This window comes from Pseudomonas putida W15Oct28 (assembly GCF_000708715.2).
Lineage (GTDB): Bacteria > Pseudomonadota > Gammaproteobacteria > Pseudomonadales > Pseudomonadaceae > Aquipseudomonas > Aquipseudomonas putida_R.
This window is the reverse complement of sequence record NZ_JENB01000008.1, coordinates 121,660-140,888: the sequence shown is the minus strand read 5'-3', so window position 1 is coordinate 140,888 and position 19,229 is coordinate 121,660. Positions and strand designations below refer to the sequence as shown.

At 61.7% G+C, this 19,229-nt stretch carries 17 protein-coding genes; 4 read left to right on the top strand and 13 right to left on the bottom strand.

Annotated features, from left to right (window positions below; genetic code table 11):
* Positions 1-11: 11 nt before the first annotated feature.
* The 4 genes from AK81_RS07635 to AK81_RS07620 all read right to left on the bottom strand — a co-directional run bounded on the left by AK81_RS07635 (position 12) and on the right by AK81_RS07620 (position 4,701).
* Positions 12-644, bottom strand: coding sequence for a hypothetical protein (locus tag AK81_RS07635; RefSeq protein WP_193393747.1), 633 nt, complete (start codon positions 642-644; stop codon positions 12-14).
* Positions 645-859: 215 nt separating this feature from the next.
* Positions 860-2,761 (bottom strand): sulfate adenylyltransferase subunit CysN, encoded by a 1,902-nt coding sequence (gene cysN / locus AK81_RS07630; RefSeq protein ID WP_043197995.1) that lies wholly within the window; start codon positions 2,759-2,761, stop codon positions 860-862.
* A gap of 15 nt (positions 2,762-2,776) precedes the next feature.
* A complete protein-coding gene (cysD, locus tag AK81_RS07625) occupies positions 2,777-3,694 on the bottom strand; it encodes a sulfate adenylyltransferase subunit CysD (protein WP_003251799.1) in 918 nt (305 codons plus the stop codon).
* Between the two features lie 248 nt (positions 3,695-3,942).
* Positions 3,943-4,701 (bottom strand): Nif3-like dinuclear metal center hexameric protein, encoded by a 759-nt coding sequence (locus tag AK81_RS07620; RefSeq protein WP_043197992.1) that lies wholly within the window; start codon positions 4,699-4,701, stop codon positions 3,943-3,945.
* Between the two features lie 168 nt (positions 4,702-4,869).
* Between AK81_RS07620 and algW the strand changes: the two genes are divergently transcribed.
* Positions 4,870-6,030, top strand: coding sequence for a Do family serine endopeptidase AlgW (gene algW / locus AK81_RS07615; RefSeq protein ID WP_043197990.1), 1,161 nt, complete (start codon positions 4,870-4,872; stop codon positions 6,028-6,030).
* Between the two features lie 173 nt (positions 6,031-6,203).
* Here algW and AK81_RS07610 read toward each other — a convergent pair whose 3' ends face one another.
* From AK81_RS07610 to AK81_RS07595, 4 genes are all read right to left on the bottom strand, one after another.
* Entirely contained in the window at positions 6,204-6,968 is a 765-nt protein-coding gene (locus AK81_RS07610) for an amino acid ABC transporter ATP-binding protein (protein ID WP_016498022.1), read from the bottom strand.
* 10 nt (positions 6,969-6,978) lie between these two features.
* Positions 6,979-8,076 (bottom strand): amino acid ABC transporter permease, encoded by a 1,098-nt coding sequence (locus tag AK81_RS07605; RefSeq protein WP_019470615.1) that lies wholly within the window; start codon positions 8,074-8,076, stop codon positions 6,979-6,981.
* A 10-nt stretch (positions 8,077-8,086) separates the two neighbouring features.
* Positions 8,087-9,265 carry an amino acid ABC transporter permease gene (locus AK81_RS07600; protein ID WP_043197987.1) on the bottom strand — a complete coding sequence of 393 codons (1,179 nt, stop codon included), beginning with the start codon at positions 9,263-9,265 and terminating at the stop codon, positions 8,087-8,089.
* Between the two features lie 67 nt (positions 9,266-9,332).
* Positions 9,333-10,361: an amino acid ABC transporter substrate-binding protein gene (locus AK81_RS07595; RefSeq protein ID WP_043197986.1), complete on the bottom strand. Its 1,029-nt coding sequence runs from the start codon at positions 10,359-10,361 to the stop codon at positions 9,333-9,335.
* A 332-nt stretch (positions 10,362-10,693) separates the two neighbouring features.
* On the opposite strand from AK81_RS07595, the gene AK81_RS07590 reads away from it, so the two are divergent.
* Together AK81_RS07590 and rhlB are read left to right on the top strand one after the other, a co-directional pair.
* Positions 10,694-11,350 (top strand): alpha/beta hydrolase, encoded by a 657-nt coding sequence (locus AK81_RS07590; RefSeq protein WP_043197984.1) that lies wholly within the window; start codon positions 10,694-10,696, stop codon positions 11,348-11,350.
* A 100-nt stretch (positions 11,351-11,450) separates the two neighbouring features.
* Positions 11,451-12,920: an ATP-dependent RNA helicase RhlB gene (rhlB, locus tag AK81_RS07585; RefSeq protein WP_043197983.1), complete on the top strand. Its 1,470-nt coding sequence runs from the start codon at positions 11,451-11,453 to the stop codon at positions 12,918-12,920.
* Between the two features lie 189 nt (positions 12,921-13,109).
* On the opposite strand, the gene moaE is transcribed toward rhlB, so the two are convergent.
* The 5 genes from moaE to AK81_RS07560 form a co-directional block, all read right to left on the bottom strand.
* The gene (moaE, locus tag AK81_RS07580; protein WP_012274094.1) at positions 13,110-13,556 is read right to left on the bottom strand and encodes a molybdopterin synthase catalytic subunit MoaE; all 447 of its coding nucleotides are present in this window, start codon (positions 13,554-13,556) and stop codon (positions 13,110-13,112) included.
* 2 nt (positions 13,557-13,558) lie between these two features.
* Positions 13,559-13,804 carry a molybdopterin converting factor subunit 1 gene (gene moaD / locus AK81_RS07575; RefSeq protein WP_043197980.1) on the bottom strand — a complete coding sequence of 82 codons (246 nt, stop codon included), beginning with the start codon at positions 13,802-13,804 and terminating at the stop codon, positions 13,559-13,561.
* On the bottom strand, positions 13,804-14,274 hold the full coding sequence (gene moaC, locus AK81_RS07570) for a cyclic pyranopterin monophosphate synthase MoaC (protein ID WP_016498014.1): 471 nt from the start codon (positions 14,272-14,274) through the stop codon (positions 13,804-13,806). Before moaC ends, moaD begins: the two co-directional genes overlap by 1 nt.
* 199 nt (positions 14,275-14,473) lie before the next feature.
* Complete coding sequence (locus AK81_RS07565) at positions 14,474-15,868, bottom strand: PhoH family protein (RefSeq protein WP_043197979.1); 1,395 nt, start codon at positions 15,866-15,868, stop codon at positions 14,474-14,476.
* 271 nt (positions 15,869-16,139) lie between these two features.
* Positions 16,140-17,276: a polysaccharide deacetylase family protein gene (locus tag AK81_RS07560; protein WP_043197977.1), complete on the bottom strand. Its 1,137-nt coding sequence runs from the start codon at positions 17,274-17,276 to the stop codon at positions 16,140-16,142.
* A 137-nt stretch (positions 17,277-17,413) separates the two neighbouring features.
* On the opposite strand from AK81_RS07560, the gene yaaA reads away from it, so the two are divergent.
* Positions 17,414-18,193, top strand: coding sequence for a peroxide stress protein YaaA (gene yaaA / locus AK81_RS07555; protein WP_043197975.1), 780 nt, complete (start codon positions 17,414-17,416; stop codon positions 18,191-18,193).
* The last annotated feature ends 1,036 nt before the right edge of the window (positions 18,194-19,229 follow it).

Sequence of the window (19,229 nt, the reverse complement as noted above, 5' to 3'; positions counted from 1 at the left end):
CTGGAAGATCTTCACTGTCCTGCTTCAAACGCGTTCACAAAATCGCGCTTGATGATTTCCATGGCCGCATCGTCATTCAGCAACTCAAAGCGTGGCACCACATTACGTGGTTCTCCAGGCTCGGAATAATCCATGCTGCCGACGAGGTGCTGAACCAGAAAATTCATCGCTTCGGTATCTGCCGGGTCCACAGCGAGCGACCAAAACAGTGCCTCTACAACCGGCTTAGGCTTGTTGTCGGTGAATTGAAACGACGGATAGAATTTCCTGCGATTGCCAGTATTGGTATAGGCGAGCAGCTTCCCTGCCTTTGTCTTCTGACTCAGGGCCTGTTTGGTAATCCCCAGAATTTCACAAGCGGCCTTGGCGTCCAGGAGTTCACAACGACTGGCCACACGCTCGAATGCACGTGCTTTCATCCTGGCCATAGCCTCTTGGTTACGTGTGGCAACACTGCGCTTCGCTTCGATATCTACTTTGGCAAGCGCAGCAAAAGCCTTCTCGTCCGCAAGGCCAAGTGCTTTAAGCACCACTGCTTCCGAAGCGCGCGCAAGGTGCTCTTCAAAGCGCTGCCGCAGGGCAGCTTTGGCAGCTTCAAGGTGCGCGAGTGCAGGGTGAATCGCTTCGTGGGTAGCGGTTGCCATCGGTTCTCCTCCAGCCTGTACAGGCTCCTTGCATATCAAGGTAGGCTTCCTCTCTCATCCTGTCAACTTGTCAACCAGTCAACCTGTAAATAAAACCCGGCACTGCCGCGTAACCCATCGCGACACGAGGCCTCCACTGGATATTGGCCGCGTAAGCCGGTTGGGACGGAAACAAAAAACCCCGCCGAAGCGGGGTTTTCCTTGCAAGCTAGCGCTTAGATCGCGCCGCGCTGGCGCAGTACGTCCAGCACCAGTTTCACACCTTCGTCCACGCTGGTGGCCTGGGTGTCGATCACAAGGTCGGCATCCAGCGGCACATCGAACGGGAAGCTTTCGCCCGGGATGTTTTCGCCACCGGCCGCGTACAGGCCTTGCGGGTCACGCTCGCGGCAAGCCAGCGGCGAGGCCTGGACGTAAACGGTCACCAGGCGGTCCTTGCCGATCAGCGCCTTGGCCTGTTCGCGGCCTTCGGCATCCGGGGCCACGAACGCAGCCAGGGTCAGCAGGCCGGCTTCGTTGAACTGGCGCGCCACATGGGCGGCGCGGCGCCAGTTTTCGGTGCGACCGGCGCGGTCTTGCGGCAGGCCCTTGTTCAGGTCGTGGCGCAGGTTCTGGCCGTCGAGCACGTATACCGCACGCCCCATGTCGAACAGCTTGCGCTCCACGGCATAGGCCAGGGTGCTCTTGCCAGCGCCGGACAGGCCGCTGAACAGCACGGTGGCTGGCTGCTGGCCGAAGCGCAGTGCACGCTCTTCGGTCGACACGTGGGCCTGCTTGCCATGCTGGCCGGTGCTGCCGTGCGGCAGGACAGGCGGAGCGATGATCATGCCGGCGCCAACGGTGCCGTTGGTCAGGCGGTCGATGACAATGAACGCACCGGTGGTGCGGTTGCTGTCGTAGCCGTCCAGGGCGATCGAGGTGTCCAGCGCAACCTTCACACGGCCGATCTCGTTCAGTTGCAGTGCGCTGGCAGCGCCCTGCTCCAGGGTGTTCACATCGACCTTGTGGGTGATGCTGGCAATCGAGCCCGGCACATAGCTGGTGGCGCGCTTGATGTCGTACTTCTTGCCCGGCAGCATCGGCTCTTCGGCCATCCACACCAGCATGGCGTCGAACTGGTCGGTCACTGGCGGTACGTTGTCGGCATGTACCAGCAGGTCGCCACGGGAGATGTCGATCTCGTCTTCCATGGTCAGGGTCACGGCCTGGCCTGGGCCGGCGTTTTCCAGCTCACCTTCGTAGGTGACGATGGACTTGACGCGGCTGCTCTTGCCCGACGGCAGCACGACAATTTCGTCACCCTTGTGCACTACGCCACTGGCGATGGTGCCGGCGAAGCCGCGGAAGTTCAGGTTCGGGCGGTTCACGTACTGCACCGGGAAGCGCAGGTCGGTGAAGTTGCGGTCGGCCGCAACCTCGACGGTTTCGAGGATTTCCATCAGCGTCGGGCCGGCGTACCACGGCGAACGCTCGCTGTGGTTGACCACGTTGTCGCCCTTCAGCGCCGACATCGGCACGAACTGCAGGCTGCTCGGGGTCAGGTTGATGGCCTCGGCAAACTGCAGGTAGTCGGCCTTGATCGACTCGAACACGCCCTCATCGAAGCCTTTGAGGTCCATCTTGTTGACCGCGACCACGATGTGCTTGATGCCCAGCAGCGAGGCAATGTAGCTGTGGCGACGGGTCTGGGTCTGCACGCCGTAGCGGGCATCGACCAGGATGATCGCCAGGTCGCAGGTGGACGCACCGGTGGCCATGTTGCGGGTGTACTGCTCGTGGCCCGGGGTGTCGGCGATGATGAACTTGCGCTTGGCGGTGGAGAAGTAGCGGTAGGCGACATCGATGGTGATGCCCTGCTCGCGCTCGGCCTGCAGGCCGTCGACCAGCAATGCCAGGTCGATTTCTTCGCCAGTGGTGCCGACTTTCTTCGAATCACGGGTGATGGCTTCGAGGTGGTCCTCGTAGATCATCTTCGAGTCGTGCAGCAGGCGCCCGATCAGGGTGCTCTTGCCGTCGTCGACGTTGCCGCAGGTCAGAAAGCGCAGCAGTTCCTTGCGCTCGTGCTGGGCCAGGTAGGCGAGGATGTCCTCGCTGATCAGATCAGATTGGTGCGACATGGAGTAACCCTGAAATTAGAAGTAGCCTTGGCGTTTCTTGTCTTCCATGGAACCGGCGCCATCGTGGTCGATGACACGGCCCTGGCGTTCGGACGTTCGGGTCAGGAGCATTTCCTGAATGATGTCCGTCAGGGTCTCGGCTTCCGACTCGACAGCGCCCGTCAGCGGGTAGCAGCCGAGGGTACGGAAACGCACCTTCTTCTTGACGATACGGGCTTTCTCTTCCTCGGAAAGGTGCTCGAGGATGCGCTCGTCGTCGATCATGATCAGGGTGCCGTTCTTCTCGATGACTTCACGCTCGGCGGCGAAGTACAGCGGGACGATCGGGATGCCTTCAAGGTAGATGTACTGCCAGATGTCCAGCTCGGTCCAGTTCGACAGCGGGAAGACGCGGATCGACTCGCCCTTGTTGACCTTGCCGTTGTACACGTTCCACAGCTCGGGGCGCTGGTTCTTAGGGTCCCAGCGGTGCTTGCTGTCGCGGAACGAGTACACGCGTTCCTTGGCCCGCGACTTCTCTTCGTCGCGGCGCGCGCCACCGAAGGCGGCGTCGAAACCATGCTTGTCCAATGCCTGCTTCAGGCCCTGGGTCTTCATGATGTCGGTGTGCTTGGAGCTGCCATGGGTGAACGGGTTGATGCCCTGCGCCACACCCTCAGGGTTGACGTGGGTGATCAGTTCCAGGCCCATTTCCTCGACCATCTTGTCGCGGAAGCTGTACATCTCCTGGAATTTCCACTGGGTGTCGACGTGCATCACCGGGAACGGCAGCTTGCCCGGGAAGAAGGCCTTGCGCGCCAGGTGCAGCATCACGGCGGAATCCTTGCCGATCGAGTACAGCATCACCGGGTTGTCGAACTCGGCGGCCACCTCGCGGATAATGTGGATGCTTTCCGCCTCCAGCTGTTTCAAGTGCGTCAGTTTGTCGACCATGGCTACTCACGAAAAACGATCTTATGGACGGCCTGCGGGCCGTGTTCGAGCGAGCCACTTTATCACAGCGGGTGCTTCTATTTAGAAGGCGGGCTAGATCGAAAAGGTCTAACGATATGACTGGGGGTTTGGGCTGCCAGGCCCGCCCTCTTCGCGGGCATGCCCGCTCCCACAGGTACTGCGCCACCCTCAGGCTTGGTGCGATCCCTGTGGGAGCGGGCGTGCCCGCGAAGCAGGCGACGCCGATATCAGATCGGGTTCGGGCAATCGATGAACAGGTGCTCAACGGCAAACCGCCGCGCCAGGTAATCCCCCAGCGCCTGCACCCCGTAACGCTCGGTGGCATGGTGCCCGGCGGCAATGAAACTGACGCCATTCTCACGCGCACTGTGGTAGGTCTGCTCCGACGCCTCACCGGTAAGGTACAGGTCCACCCCGGCCGCAATCGCCGTGTCGATGTAACCCTGCCCGCCACCGGTGCACCAGCCGACCCGGCGGATCATCTGGTCCCCCTCCACCAGCAACGGCTCACGCCCCAGCACTTCCTGAACCCGCCGGGCAAAATCGCGCGCGGTCAAGGGTTCGGCCAGTGAGCCGACCAACCCGACCACCTTGGGGTTCTCCGGGTCCAGCGGGCCTTCGACGGTGATGTCCAGTTGCCGCGCCAGCTGCACGTTATTACCCACCTCCGGGTGCACATCCAGCGGCAGGTGAAACGCCAGCAGGCTGATATCGTTGTTCAGCAAGGTCTTCAGCCGACGCTGGCGAATGCCGGTAATGCACGGGTTCTCACCCTTCCAGAAGTAACCATGGTGCACCAGCACCAGGTCGGCCTGGGCCTCGACCGCAGCATCCAGCAAGGCCTGGCTGGCGGTAACGCCGCTGACGATACGGCTGACCTGCGGCCGGCCCTCCACTTGCAGGCCATTGGGGCAATAATCCTGGATCTTCGCGCTGCCCAGGTAACGCTCGGCTTCCTCGACCAGGGTGTTTAGAGCGACGGCCATGAAAATCTCCTCGAAAACTGCGCTTTTCTCGGGCACAACGCCAATGGAACGCCCGTATAATGCCGGCCATTATGGGCCGTCGCCGGCACTGGGGGAACCGGTGTATGATCCCGCGCGCTCATGCCCCACTGCGCGGCCACTGGCCCTCGCTCTTTCCAGGATTCGTTCATGTTCAAGGCTTTGCGTTACTTTGGCTGGCCCCTGCTTACCGGCGTACTGATCGCCATGCTGATCATCCAGCGTTTCCCGGAATGGGTCGGCCTGCCCAGCCAGGACGTCAACCTGCAACAGGCGCCGCAGACGACGCGGATCATGCAAGGCCCGGTGTCGTACGCCGACGCCGTGACGCTCGCTGCCCCCGCCGTGGTCAACCTGTACACCACCAAGGTGGTGAACAAGAGCGCCCATCCGCTGTTCGAAGACCCGCAGTTCCGCCGTTTCTTCGGCGACAACCTGCCCAAGCAGCGCCGTTGGGAATCGAGCCTGGGTTCGGCGGTGATCATGAGCCCCGAGGGCTACCTGCTGACCAACAACCATGTCACCAGCGGCGCCGACCAGATCGTCGTGGCCCTGAAAGATGGCCGCGAAACCCTGGCCCGCGTGATCGGCAGCGACCCGGAAACCGACCTGGCGGTGCTGAAGATCGACCTGAAGAACCTGCCGGCGATCACCATCGGCCGCTCCGACACCATTCACATCGGCGACGTGTCGCTGGCCATCGGCAACCCGTTCGGTGTCGGCCAGACCGTGACCATGGGTATCATCAGCGCTACCGGCCGTAACCAGCTGGGCCTGAACAACTACGAAGACTTCATCCAGACCGACGCAGCGATCAACCCGGGCAACTCGGGCGGCGCGCTGGTCGATGCCAATGGCAACCTGGTCGGCATCAACACCGCGATCTTCTCCAAGTCCGGCGGTTCGCAGGGCATCGGCTTTGCCATCCCGGTGAAACTGGCACTGGAGGTGATGAAGTCGATCGTCGAACACGGCCAGGTGATCCGTGGCTGGCTGGGCCTCGAAGTGCAGCCGCTGAGCCAGGAGCTGGCCGAATCGTTCGGCATGAAAGACCGCCCGGGTATCGTGGTGGCCGGTATCTTCCGCGAAGGGCCGGCGGCCAAGGCTGGCTTGCAACTGGGTGACGTGATCCTGAGCATCAACGGCGAACCGGCCGGTGACGGCCGCAAATCGATGAACCAGGTGGCGCGGATCAAGCCCACTGACAAGATCACCATCGAGGTGATGCGCAATGGACAGCAGCTGAAGCTGATTGCCGAGGTGGGGCTGCGGCCGCCGCCGGCACCGGCTGCCAACCCGGAAGAGAAATAAAGCCGCAATACAGGTTGTTTCGCAAACCTGTGGGAGCGGCCTTGTGTCGCGATTGGGCCGCATAGCGGCCCCAGAAATTCAGCTTCGCAGCACATATCCCCGGGGCCGCCATGCGGCCCAATCGCGACACAAGGCCGCTCCCACAGTTGACCGCATCTGCAGCCGCTACGGCATCAGTGCAGAATCTGGCTCAGGAACAACCTGGTCCGGTCACTGCGCGGCCGGTCGAAGAAGTCATCCGGCGCCGCCTGCTCCACAATCTCGCCTTTATCCATGAAGATGACCCGGTTCGCCACGGTGCGGGCGAAGCCCATCTCGTGGGTGACGCAGAGCATGGTCATGCCATCTTCGGCCAGGCCTACCATGGTATCGAGCACTTCCTTGACCATTTCCGGGTCCAGCGCCGAGGTGGGCTCGTCGAACAGCATGATCTTTGGTTTCATGCACAACGCACGGGCAATCGCCACACGCTGCTGCTGGCCACCGGACAACTGCCCCGGGTACTTGTGCGCCTGCTCGGGAATACGCACCCGCTCCAGATAATGCATGGCAATTTCCTCGGCCTTGCGCCGCGGCATCTTGCGCACCCACATCGGCGCCAGGGTGCAGTTTTCCAGAATGCTCAGGTGCGGGAACAGGTTGAAGTGCTGAAACACCATGCCCACTTCACGGCGGATGGCCTCGATCTGCTTCAGGTCGTTGGTCAGCTCGACGCCATCAACCACGATGCGCCCTTGCTGGTGCTCTTCCAGGCGGTTGAGGCAACGGATGGTGGTGGACTTGCCCGAGCCGGACGGCCCGCACAACACGATGCGCTCGCCCTGGCGCACGTTCAGGTTGATGTCCTTGAGCACATGAAACTGGCCGTACCACTTGTTCACACCCTGCATCTGGATGATGCCTTCGGGGCCGGCAGGCTGCTTGATCGCTTCACTCATTTCGAAACTCCTAACGCTTGTGGCCAGTGTCCAGCTTGCGCTCCAGGTGCATGGAGTAGCGGGACATACCGAAACAGAAAATCCAGAACACCAGGGCGGCGAACACATAGCCCTCGGTAGCCATGCCCAGCCAGGCCGGGTCGGCGGCAGCTTGCTTGACGCTGTTCAGCAGGTCGAACAGGCCGATGATGATCACCAGGCTTGTGTCCTTGAACAGGGCAATGAAGGTGTTGACGATACCGGGGATCACCAGCTTGAGCGCCTGCGGCAGAATCACCAGACCCATCGAGCGCCAGTAGCCCAGGCCCATGGCTGCAGCGGCTTCGTACTGGCCCTTGGGGATGGCCTGCAGACCGCCGCGCACCACCTCGGCGATGTACGCCGACTGGAACAGGATCACGCCGATCATCGCCCGCAGCAGCTTGTCGAAGCTCATGCCTTCGGGCAGGAACAACGGCAGCATCACCGACGACATGAACAGCACGGTGATCAACGGCACGCCGCGCCAGAACTCGATGAAGGTAACGCACACCACCTTCACGGCCGGCATCCTCGAACGCCGGCCCAGGGCCAACAGGATGCCCAGCGGCAAGGCGCCGACGATACCCACGGTGGCGATCACCAGGGTCAGCATCAGCCCGCCCCACTGGCTGGTCGGTACGCTTTCAAGGCCCAGGTAACCCCCATGCAGCAGGGTGTAGGCCAGCACCGGGTACAGCACCAGGAAGCCCAGGCCGTAGAAGGCCTTGCGTGGGAAGCGCTTGATGAACAGCGGCGCAGCGCCGATGACCGCAAGCCACACGGTCAGGTCCACCCGCCAGCGCAGCTCGGCCGGGTAGTAGCCGTACATGAACTGGCCGAAACGCTGCTGCACGAACACCCAGCAGGCGCCCTCCTTGGTGCAGTCGGCGCGGGTGGTACCAACCCAGTTGGCGTCGATCAAGGCCCACTGCAGCAGCGGTGGCACGATCAGCCATACCAGGTAGATGGCGAGCAGGGTCAACAGCGTGTTGAGCCAGCTGGAGAACAGATTGGCACGCATCCATGCGAGCACGCCGACGGTTTTCACCGGTGGCGGCATATCGGGTTTGAAAACATGGGCATTCACGGGCGTATCCTCACCGCTCGATCAGCGCTATGCGCTTGTTGTACCAGTTCATCAGCAGCGAAATGCTGATGCTGATGGCGAGATAGACACTCATGGTGATCGCAATCACCTCGATGGCCTGGCCGGTCTGATTGAGCACGGTGCCGGCGAACAGCGAAACCATCTCCGGGTAGCCGATACCGGCCGCCAGCGAAGAGTTCTTCGCCAGGTTCAGGTACTGGCTGGTCAGCGGCGGAATGATCACCCGCAGTGCCTGGGGGATGATCACCTTGCGCAGGGTCGGGCCCTCGCGCAGGCCCAACGAGCGCGCAGCCTCGGTCTGGCCATGGCTGACCGAACGGATGCCCGAGCGCACGATTTCAGCGATGAAAGCTGCCGTATAGATAGTCAGCGCCAAGGTCAGCGCCAGCAGTTCGGGGATCAGCACCCAGCCACCGACAAAGTTGAAGCCCTTGAGCTGCGGCACTTCCCAGCTTACCGGGCTGCCGAACAACAGCACGCTCAGGCCCGGGATGGCAATGAACAGCGCCAGCCCCACCCAGAACTTGTGGAACGGCACGCCGGTTTCGTTGAAGCGCTTGTTGGCCAGGCGCACCATCACGACAATGGCCGCAATGGCCACCGCCAAGGCAACCACGAACGGCCAGAAGCCATCGGCCGTGGACGCGCCCGGCATGTTCAGGCCACGGTTGCTGATGAAGAACATATCGTCGATGTTGATGCTGCCCCGCGGTCCCGGCAGGGTCAGGAACACGGCGAAATACCAGAACAGGATCTGCAGCAACGGCGGAATGTTGCGGAAGGTTTCCACATACACGGTCGCCAGCTTGTTGATCATCCAGTTCGGTGACAGGCGAGCCACACCGATGATGAAGCCCAGAATCGTCGCCAGGATGACGCCGATGAAGGTCACCAGCAGGGTATTGAGCAGGCCGATGACGAACACCCGCGCATAGCTGTCGGATTCCACATAGGGGATCAGGTGCTGGGCGATGCCGAAGCCGGCACTGCGGTCGAGGAAGTCGAAGCCCGAGGTGATACCCCGGTGTTGCAGGTTGGTTTGTGTGTTGTGGAACAGGTACCAGCCCAGACCCACCACGAAGACGATCGTGAGGATCTGGAACAGCCACGCGCGCACACGCGGATCGTTCAGGGACAAGCCCTTGGGTGCGCCGATTTGATTTTGCATGAAGTGCCCCGGACAGTAGGGATTCGAACAGCCTGCGGCGGCGGGATGCCGCCGCAGGGTGCAACCATCAGCGCACAGGTGGCGCGTACTGGATGCCGCCGTTGTTCCACAGGGCGTTCATGCCACGGTCGATCTTCAGGTCGGTGCTCTGGCCCAGGTTCTTCTCGAACACTTCGCCGTAGTTGCCGACTTGTTTCACGATTTGCACTACCCAGTCTTTGGGCAGCTTGAGGTCCTTGCCGTACTCACCGTCTGCACCCAGCAGGCGGGCGACGTCAGGGTTCTTGGTGCCTTTGGCTTCGGCCTCGACATTCTTCGAGGTGACGCCCGCCTCTTCGGCGTTGAGCATGGCGAACAGGGTCCACTTGACGATGCTGAACCACTCCTCGTCGCCTTTACGCACCACCGGGCCCAGCGGCTCCTTGGAGATGGTTTCCGGCAGTACCACGTAGTCGGTCGGCGCGGCCAGCTTGGAACGCTGGGCGAACAGCTGCGACTTGTCCGAGGTCAGCACGTCGCAACGGCCCGACTCCAGCGACTTGGCGCTTTCGTCCGAGGTGTCGAAGGTGATCGGGGTGTACTTGAGGTTATTGGCGCGGAAGAAGTCCGACACGTTCAGCTCGGTGGTGGTACCGGCCTGGATACAGATGGTCGCGCCATCGAGTTCCTTGGCGCTGGAGACACCCAGCTTCTTGTTGACCAAAAAGCCTACGCCGTCGTAGTAGGTGACACCGGCGAACACCAGGCCCATGCCGGCATCGCGCGAGCTGGTCCAGGTGGTGTTGCGCGACAGCACGTCGACCTCGCCCGACTGCAGGGCGGTGAAGCGTTCCTTGGCGTTGAGCTGGCTGAACTTGACCTTGGTCGCGTCGCCGAACACGGCGGCGGCCACGGCGCGGCAGACATCGGCGTCGATCCCGACGATCTTGCCTTGCGCGTCAGGTACCGAGAAGCCCGGAAGACCGTCGCTCACGCCACACTGGACGAAGCCCTTCTTCTTTACCGCATCGAGGGTGGCGCCGGCCTGGGCAGTGCTCACGGCGCCCAGTGCGGCGGCAGCGGTCAGGACTGCCAGGGTGGTTTTCAACATCTTCATTCACAACCTCCAAATCGCTCTTGTTGTATCGAGCCGGAATTGCACCGCACCCTTTTGAGGCGTATCCGACCCGTATTGGCTTGTTATTGGGTCAATTGGCGCAATGGACTGTTCTGTGACAGCCTTCGCGTGCAAAGGGTGTTACCGTCACGGCCTGCCCTTTGCATCACAGGTTGAACTGCAAAGCGCGTACCAGATTCTCTGGCTGTAGCGTTTAAGCGCTCGTCAAGTAGGGAAAGTTGTATCGTTGCGACATTCTTTTTCCGACAATCATTTCCAGCGCCTTCTTTTCACGCACGCCATAACAAGACCCGCACACTTTCGGAGCAGTCATGACCAACCCGCTGATTCTCGAACCACAGAAAACCGCTGACGCCTGTGTGATCTGGTTGCACGGTCTGGGGGCCGACCGTTACGACTTCCTACCTGTGGCCGAATTCATGCAGGAGCGCCTGCTCAGCACCCGCTTCATCATGCCCCAGGCCCCGACCCGTCCAGTCACCATAAATGGCGGGTATGCCATGCCCAGCTGGTATGACATCAAGGCCATGACCCCGGCCCGCGCCATTGACGAAGCGCAGCTGGAAGCGTCGGCCGAGCAAGTGGTTGCCCTGATCAAGGCCGAGCAGGCCAAAGGCATCAACCTGTCGCGGATCTTCCTGGCCGGTTTCTCCCAAGGTGGCGCGGTGGTGCTGCACACTGCCTATATAAAGTGGCAAGAAGCACTCGGTGGGGTGATTGCCCTGTCCACCTATGCCCCCACCTTCAATGACGAGCACGAGTTGAGTGCCTGCCAGCAGCGCACCCCGGCCCTGTGCCTGCATGGCGTGCATGACCCGGTGGTGATCCCGTCCATGGGCCGCACCGCCTTCGAGTACCTGAACACCTGGGGCGTCGCCGCCCGCTGGTACGAATACCCGATGGAACACGAAGTGGTGGTCGAAGAACTGAACGACATCCACAACTGGCTGAGCGAGCAGCTGCAATAGGCCGGCTCTCTTGTAGTTGTGGGAGTATTCCGCTACGCCGCGCCCGGATCTTGCATTACACTGCCCGGCGTACATTCCTTAATCAGTTGATGAGACGACCGTGCTCAAAGCACTCAAGAAAATATTCGGCAAGGGAGACGCCGCGCCACAAGCCGTCGCTCCTGCTGCCAGCGTGACGCCGCCTGCGCCCGCACCCGCCAGCGAGGCCCGGCCCGCAGCAAAACCGGCCGTACCGCGTGCCAACCCCGCCCCCGAGGCTGAACAACCCGCTACCGCTACCGCTACGCCACCTGCCGACAAAGCAGCCAAGGACAAACCGCGTCGCGAGCGCAAGCCCAAGCCGCAGGCCAGCCTGTGGAAGCCGGAAGACTTCGTGGTCGAGCCGCAGGAAGGCAAGACCCGCTTCCACGACTTCAAGCTGTCCAACGAGCTGATGCACGCCATCCACGACCTGGGCTTCCCGTACTGCACGCCGATCCAGGCGCAGGTGCTGGGTTATACCCTGCGTGGTCAGGACGCCATCGGCCGGGCCCAGACCGGTACCGGCAAGACTGCGGCGTTTTTGATCTCGATCATTTCCCAGCTGCAGCAGACGCCACCGCCCAAGGAACGCTACATGGGCGAACCGCGTGCGCTGATCATCGCGCCTACCCGCGAGCTGGTGGTGCAGATCGCCAAGGACGCCGCTGCGCTGACCAAGTACACCGGGCTGAACGTCATGAGCTTCGTCGGCGGCATGGACTTCGACAAGCAGCTGAAGGCCCTTGAAGCACGCCACTGCGACATCCTCGTAGCTACCCCAGGCCGCCTGCTGGACTTCAACCAGCGCGGCGAGGTGCACCTGGACATGGTCGAGGTGATGGTGCTGGACGAAGCCGACCGCATGCTCGACATGGGCTTCATCCCCCAGGTGCGCCAGATCATTCGCCAGACGCCACCGAAGAGCGAGCGCCAGACCCTGCTGTTCTCCGCCACCTTCACCGAAGACGTGATGAACCTGGCCAAGCAGTGGACCACCAACCCGGCCATCGTCGAGATCGAGCCGGAGAACGTGGCCAGCGAAACGGTCGAGCAGCACGTGTATGCGGTGGCTGGCAGCGACAAGTACAAGCTGCTGTACAACCTGGTGACCCAGAACAACTGGGAACGGGTGATGGTGTTTGCCAACCGCAAGGACGAAGTGCGTCGCATCGAGGAAAAACTGGTGCGCGACGGCATCAATGCCGCCCAGCTGTCGGGCGACGTGCCGCAGCACAAGCGCATCCGCACCCTGGAGAGCTTCCGCGAAGGGCGCATCACCGTGCTGGTGGCCACCGACGTGGCCGGGCGTGGCATCCATATCGATGGCATCAGCCACGTGATCAACTTCACCCTGCCAGAAGACCCGGACGACTACGTGCACCGCATTGGCCGTACCGGCCGCGCCGGGGCCAGTGGCGTGTCGATCAGTTTTGCCGGGGAGGATGACTCGTATCAGCTGCCGGCGATCGAAGAACTGCTGGGGCGCAAGATCAAGTGTGAAATGCCGCCGGATGAGCTGTTGAAGCCGGTGCCGCGTAAACACCACTGATATCTCAGTGGGCTACACATCCCCTGTGGGAGCGGCCTTGCCGGGACGCCGGACCGGTCGGAAAAGGCCGCAAAGCGGCCCCATCAATTTTTGCATCAACGCTAAAATCCTGGGGCCGCTTCGCGGCCCTTTCCGACCGGTCCGGCGTCCCGGCAAGGCCGCTCCCACAAGGGGCCAATACTGCCTTGGCTACCAGCGCCCCGCCGCATCCTGATCACTCTGCTTGCCTTCAACCCACCGCGGTCCTTCCTCGGTATTCTCCTTCTTCCAGAACGGCGCCCGGGTCTTCAGGTAGTCCATGATGAAGTTGCAGGCATCGAACGCCGCCTGCCGATGAGCACTGGCCACACCGACAAACACGATCGGCTCGCCCGGCTCCAGCGCCCCGATGCGGTGCAACACTTCCACCTTGAGCAACGGCCAGCGCTGCTCGGCCTCGACCACGATCTTGGCCAGGGCCTTTTCGGTCATGCCCGGGTAGTGTTCAAGGAACATCCCCGCCACTTCGCGCCCATCGTTGAAATCCCGCACATAGCCGACAAAACCGACCACCGCGCCCACGCCAACGTTGGCCGCATGCATGGCATTCACCTCGGCGCCCGGGTCGAACGCGCCTTGCTGCACTCGCACTGCCATGTTCAGCCTCCGGTCACCGGCGGGAAGAACGCCACTTCGTCGCCCTCTTCCAGCGGCTCATCGAGCTTGCACAGCTCTTCGTTGCGCGCGCACATCAGGTTCTGCTCGGCCAGCACCGCATAATGCCCGCCCTTGGCCACCAGGGCCTGGCGTACGTCATCCAGCACCGTGAACGCGCCTTCAATACGCTCGCCATCCACGCCTAGCCGTTCGCGGTAGCGGGCGAAGTACATCACCTTGACCTTCATCATGCCTGCACCTTGTAGTGGCCACTCTTGCCGCCGAGCTTTTCCAGCAGACGCACCTGTTCGATGACCATGCCCTTGTCCACGGCCTTGCACATGTCGTAGATCGTCAGCGCGGCAACGCTGGCAGCGGTCAGCGCTTCCATCTCGACACCGGTCTGCCCGGCCAGTTTGCAGCGGGCGACAATACGCACGGCGTCCTCGCCCTCGGCGCTGAGTTCGACCTTGACGCTGGTCAGCATCAGCGGGTGGCACAGCGGGATCAGGTCGCTGGTCTTCTTCGCCGCCTGGATCCCGGCAATGCGTGCCACGGCGAACACGTCGCCCTTGGGATGTTCGCCGTCGACGATCATCTGCAAGGTCTGCGGCAACATGCGCACCCGCGCCTCGGCGATGGCCTCCCGCTCGGTCACGGCCTTTTCAGTGACGTCGACCATGTTGGCCCGCCCCTGGGAATCAAGATGTGTCAGCACTGCTCTGCTCCTGTGAAGGGAACAGCCAGTGTAAACCTGTGGGTCAGGTTTGAGCAGAGGTATGTGTCGGCAGGTCTGGCCTCTTCGCGGGCACGCCCGCTCCCACAGGTATTTCACAGATTTCGAATGCTGTGGTGTACCTGTGGGAGCGGGCGTGCCCGCGAAGAGGCCGGGCAGTGATCTGCCCGGCCACATCGTTTTACAGATGCGACTCGGCGTACTCGGCCAGCACCGAGCGTGGCACGCCCTGCAGGGTGATGTGCACGCCATGGGGGAAGTCCTTGAAGCGCTCGGTCAGGTAGGTCAGGCCCGAGCTGGTCGCGGACAGGTAGGGGGTGTCGATCTGCGCCAGGTTGCCCAGGCAGACCACCTTGGAACCGGAACCGGCACGGGTGATGATGGTTTTCATCTGGTGCGGCGTCAGGTTCTGGCACTCGTCGATCAGGATCAGGCTTTGCTGGAAGCTACGGCCTCGGATGTAGTTCAGCGACTTGAACTGCAACGGCACGCGCTCGAGGATGTACTCGACGCTGCCATGGGTGCTTTCGTCATCCATGTGCAAGGCTTCGAGGTTGTCGGTGATGGCGCCCAGCCAAGGCTCCATCTTCTCGGCCTCGGTGCCCGGCAGGAAGCCGATCTCCTGGTCCAGCCCCTGCACGCTGCGGGTGGCGATGATGCGCCGGTAGCGCTTGCTGACCATGGTCTGCTCGATGGCCGCGGCCAGCGCCAGGATGGTCTTGCCGGAACCGGCCGCGCCGGTCAGGTTGACCAGGTGGATATCCGGGTCGAGCAGGGCGAACAGCGCAAGGCTCTGGTGGATGTCGCGTGGCTTCAGCCCCCAGGCTTCCTGGTGCAGCAGTGGCTCCTGGTGCAGGTCGAGCAGCAGCAGTTCATCGTTGCGGATACCCTTGATCCAGCCGACGAAGCCCTGTTCATCGATGATGAACTCGTTGATGTGTACCGCAGGCAGGTTGTCGATCATCTGCACCCGATGCCAGGTGCGGCCGCGCTCCTGACGGGTATCGACCTTGCTGACGCGGTCCCAGAACGAGCCGGTAACCGAATGGTAGCCCTTGGACAGCAAGGACACGTCATCCACCAGTTGGTCGGTGCTGTAGTCCTCGGCCGCAATGCCACAGGCACGCGCTTTCAGGCGCATGTTGATGTCTTTGGTGACCAGCACCACGTCCAGGTCGGTGCGCCGCGCCCGTACTTCGAGCAGCTGGTTGATGATGATGTTGTCGTTGAGGTTTTCCGGCAGCAGCTTGTTCGGCTCGTTGCGCGGGGTCATCAGGATGGACAGGAAGCCCTTGGGGCCGCTCTTGTTGCGCTGGATAGGCACGCCCTGCTCGACATCGCTGGGCGAAGCGTCACCAAGCGTCTGGTCTATCAGGCGGATGGCCTGGCGGCATTCGGCGGCGATGGTCTGTTTGCCGGTCTTGAGCTTGTCGAGTTCCTCCAGCACCGTCATCGGGATGGCGACATGGTGCTCCTCGAAGTTCAGTAACGCGTTGGGGTCGTGAATCAGGACGTTGGTATCGAGCACATACAGGATTGGCTTGCTGGAGGAAGGGTTGCGTCCTTGGTCATCCATACTCGGTCACCTTATGTCGAAGCCACACGGCGCGGTCTGTTGCGCCGCAGAGTGACTACCGGTCTCCCCTGCACCGCGTTGTTACGGGCGGGAAGCGAACCTGGCTAGGTGGGCCTGGATGACGCCACCTGTGCTGCAGGAATCGGCTGTCTGGTTTCTTCATACCGCAAAAACGATGAACGAAAAAAGTATTTTTATGTGTTTTGAAGTTTATTTTTCTGATTGATGAAGAAGCCTTGGCGGCGAAGCCAGAGGGGGCTACGCTCAGAAGTCATACCCCCTGTTCGCGATAAGCATATTCCCGGCAATCCGCCCAGCCAATGCCGCTCTGGGCCGTGTTGCGCAGCAACCATTCCACGGCGGGCTGAGCCTTGGGCAGGCTGTCATGAAGCTGGATCACGCCCTTGCGCCACAACAGCATCAGGGTCAGCACCCGCTGCGCAGAGGCCTCTGCGCTCAGTGCGCCATCGTCCAGGGCATCGATATCCCACAACGACACCCGCAGTTGCTGGCTGGCCATGAACGCCTCGCCATCGGCCCGACGCTGCCCGTAGGGTGGCCGGAACAACGGCACGTACGCTGCCGGCAGGTCGGCCTGCACCCGTGCCTGGCTGCGCCGCAATGAGTCCTGCCACTCCGTCCACTGGGCATGTGAACGATATTCCCAACCTTGAATGCCCACACACTGCCCGCGGTAGAGCTGACGCAAGGCATTCGCCGCCCCGGCGTCACGGCGCTGCTGCAAGCGGTTGCCCAACACGAAGAACGTACCTTCAAGCTTCTGTCGGCGCAGGTAGTCGGCAAGCAGGTCGGTGTTGCCGCCATCTGGTCCAGGCCCGCCGACGAAGGTCAGCAGGAACATGCGGTCGTTCAGTTCATCGCCATTGCGTTCCCGCGCAGACAGCCGCTCCACCTCGCTGCTGGTCTGCGGCAGCAGTGCCGCCTTGCGCAGTTGCTCGTCCAGATAACGCACATGAAACTGATGGCTCGGTTCAATCCAGCTTGTATAGAACGTGCCGACATCGGCAGCGAACGTTGCGGCTTGGGTGCGCAGACCTGCCATCGATGTCACCGGATAGCAGAATGAGGCATCCTGCTCGCAGCTGCGCTGCGCCTGTTCATACCCTTGCCACAGCCGCTGCCACATGCGCGCACGCACAAGGCGTACCTTCTGCAGGTTGATCTGCCGCAACTCCAGCCGTGCCGCCAGCGCTGCGTCGTCGAGCAACTCGCTTTCATGCAGCACCTGAGCAAACGAGAGGATCTCGGCCCGCGAGGCCACATCGAACAACGCCGGGCTGCTCAGTTGTTCCGGCCACAGGCTGCGGTCCAGGCTTACCTGGGGTAATGGGGCGGCTTGCACGGCCAGGCTCAGCAGAGCGGCCAGCAAGGTAAACACGATGCGCACGGTGGAAGGCTCCGTAACGGCAAAACGCGAACTATAGCGCCTGCACCGGCCATGGTCTGTGACTATCGTCGCCATAGTTTGGACTTGCACCGCCCAGCCCGTAGAATCTGTGGCCAACGATGCCAGGAGCCGACCCGATGCTGACGGTGATTTCCCCCGCCAAGACCCTCGACTACGACACCAAACCTGTGACCGAGCGTTTCACCCTGCCCCAGTACCTGGACGACTCCCAGGAACTGATCCAGCAGCTGCGCGAACTGTCGCCGGCGCAGATCAGCGAACTGATGCACCTGTCCGACAAGCTCGCCGGCCTGAACGCCGCCCGCTTCGGCAGCTGGACCCCAGACTTCACCCCCGCCAATGCCAAGCAGGCCCTGCTGGCGTTCAAGGGTGACGTGTACACCGGCCTCGACGCCGAAAGCCTGGGCGAGGACGACTTCAGCTACGCGCAAGACCACCTGCGCATGCTTTCGGGCCTGTACGGCCTGCTGCGCCCGCTCGACCTGATGCAGCCCTACCGCCTGGAAATGGGCACCAAGCTGCCCAACGCCCGCGGCAAGGACCTGTATGCCTTCTGGGGTACACGCATCAGCGAATGGCTGAACCAGGCCCTGGCCGAACAAGGCGATGACGTGCTGCTGAACCTGGCCAGCAACGAGTACTTCAGTGCCGTGAAACGCAGCGCGCTGAAGGCCCGGGTGATCAATGTCGACTTCAAGGACCTGAAGAACGGCCAGTACAAGATCATCAGCTTCTACGCCAAGAAAGCCCGCGGCATGATGAGCCGCTTCGTCATCCAGCAGCGCATCAGCGACCCGGAGCAGCTCAAGCAGTTCGACGTGCAGGGCTACTACTACAGTGCCGAGCAGTCCAAGGCTGATCATTTGGTGTTTTTGCGGGATCATCCTGGCGATTGATCCGGCATTCGCTTTGCTCTCAAGATCGAGCGCCGCCCGCGCGGCGCTTCGCGGGGCAAGCCCGCTCCCACATCTGTTTCGGGCCAGTTACTCCTGCACCTTGGGCGCGCACCCCCTGATGCATAGCTGAAGATCGATGAAGAACAACGGCGTCCCCTTCGATATCGAATGGAACAAATGTGGGAGCGGGCTTGCCCCGCGAAGCGCCGCGCGGGCGGCGCTCGATCTCACAGGCGCTGAATATGCTGGGCCGATCACCTTTCAGCCCTGATGCCCTCGCAAGACATACCCCAGCAACCTACAATAATTCCAGACTCTTCCTACGCATCCAAAGCGCTGCTGGATGATGCCGAGCTGGGGTTGATGCGTTGGGCTGACAGGTGCTCGCCGCAAGCGTTGCAGCGCCTGTGAGATCGAGCGCCGCCCGCGCGGCGCTTCGCAGCACAAGGCTGCTCCTACATCTGTTTCGGGCCAGTTACTCCTGCACCTTGGGCGCGCGCCCCTGGTGCATAGCTGAAGATCGATGAAGAACAACGGCGTCCCCTTCGATATCTAATGGAACAAAAAAGGCATGTAGGAGCAGCCTTGTGCTGCGAAGCGCCGCGCGGGCGGCGCTCGATCTCACAGGCAAAGCCCCTCTCAAGGCATACCCCACCTGCCCCCTCCGCTCCACTCGAATGATCTGCCAACCACCTCCAAGAAAGATCTTTTTTTGACGCCAAAAACCCACCACGCCTACCTTTATCGCCAAACGCCATAAGACCGCTCATACCTTTTTTGACGTTTTTTGAAAAAAATTTTCCGATGCTGGCATAAAAACATCTCGTAACAGTCTCACCCTTGATACACGGGGGTGAAACACCCGAGTGCCATCAAATTGAAACTGCCCACAACTGAATAAATATTTAGAAAACTTTCATCCTGACCAAACCCACTCAGGAACTTCTACTGCGGCGGATCGCTCATAGTGCCGTAACGAATTTCCTGCCCACGGGCTGTGAGAGATGACTTACAGATGACAAGGGGCAGGTATCTA

Coding starts and splice junctions, on each gene's coding strand:
- moaE (WP_012274094.1), bottom strand. CDS start 13,556: ATGGCAGTGCGAGTGCAGCAAGGCGCGTTCGACCCGGGCGCCGAGGTG.
- AK81_RS07610 (WP_016498022.1), bottom strand. CDS start 6,968: ATGAGTGAAGCGATCAAGCAGCCTGCCGGCCCCGAAGGCATCATCCAG.
- AK81_RS07600 (WP_043197987.1), bottom strand. CDS start 9,265: ATGCAAAATCAAATCGGCGCACCCAAGGGCTTGTCCCTGAACGATCCG.
- yaaA (WP_043197975.1), top strand. CDS start 17,414: ATGCTGACGGTGATTTCCCCCGCCAAGACCCTCGACTACGACACCAAA.
- cysD (WP_003251799.1), bottom strand. CDS start 3,694: ATGGTCGACAAACTGACGCACTTGAAACAGCTGGAGGCGGAAAGCATC.
- AK81_RS07595 (WP_043197986.1), bottom strand. CDS start 10,361: ATGAAGATGTTGAAAACCACCCTGGCAGTCCTGACCGCTGCCGCCGCA.
- AK81_RS07620 (WP_043197992.1), bottom strand. CDS start 4,701: ATGGCCGTCGCTCTAAACACCCTGGTCGAGGAAGCCGAGCGTTACCTG.
- cysN (WP_043197995.1), bottom strand. CDS start 2,761: ATGTCGCACCAATCTGATCTGATCAGCGAGGACATCCTCGCCTACCTG.
- algW (WP_043197990.1), top strand. CDS start 4,870: ATGTTCAAGGCTTTGCGTTACTTTGGCTGGCCCCTGCTTACCGGCGTA.
- AK81_RS07635 (WP_193393747.1), bottom strand. CDS start 644: ATGGCAACCGCTACCCACGAAGCGATTCACCCTGCACTCGCGCACCTT.
- AK81_RS07565 (WP_043197979.1), bottom strand. CDS start 15,868: ATGGATGACCAAGGACGCAACCCTTCCTCCAGCAAGCCAATCCTGTAT.
- AK81_RS07590 (WP_043197984.1), top strand. CDS start 10,694: ATGACCAACCCGCTGATTCTCGAACCACAGAAAACCGCTGACGCCTGT.
- moaD (WP_043197980.1), bottom strand. CDS start 13,804: ATGAAGGTCAAGGTGATGTACTTCGCCCGCTACCGCGAACGGCTAGGC.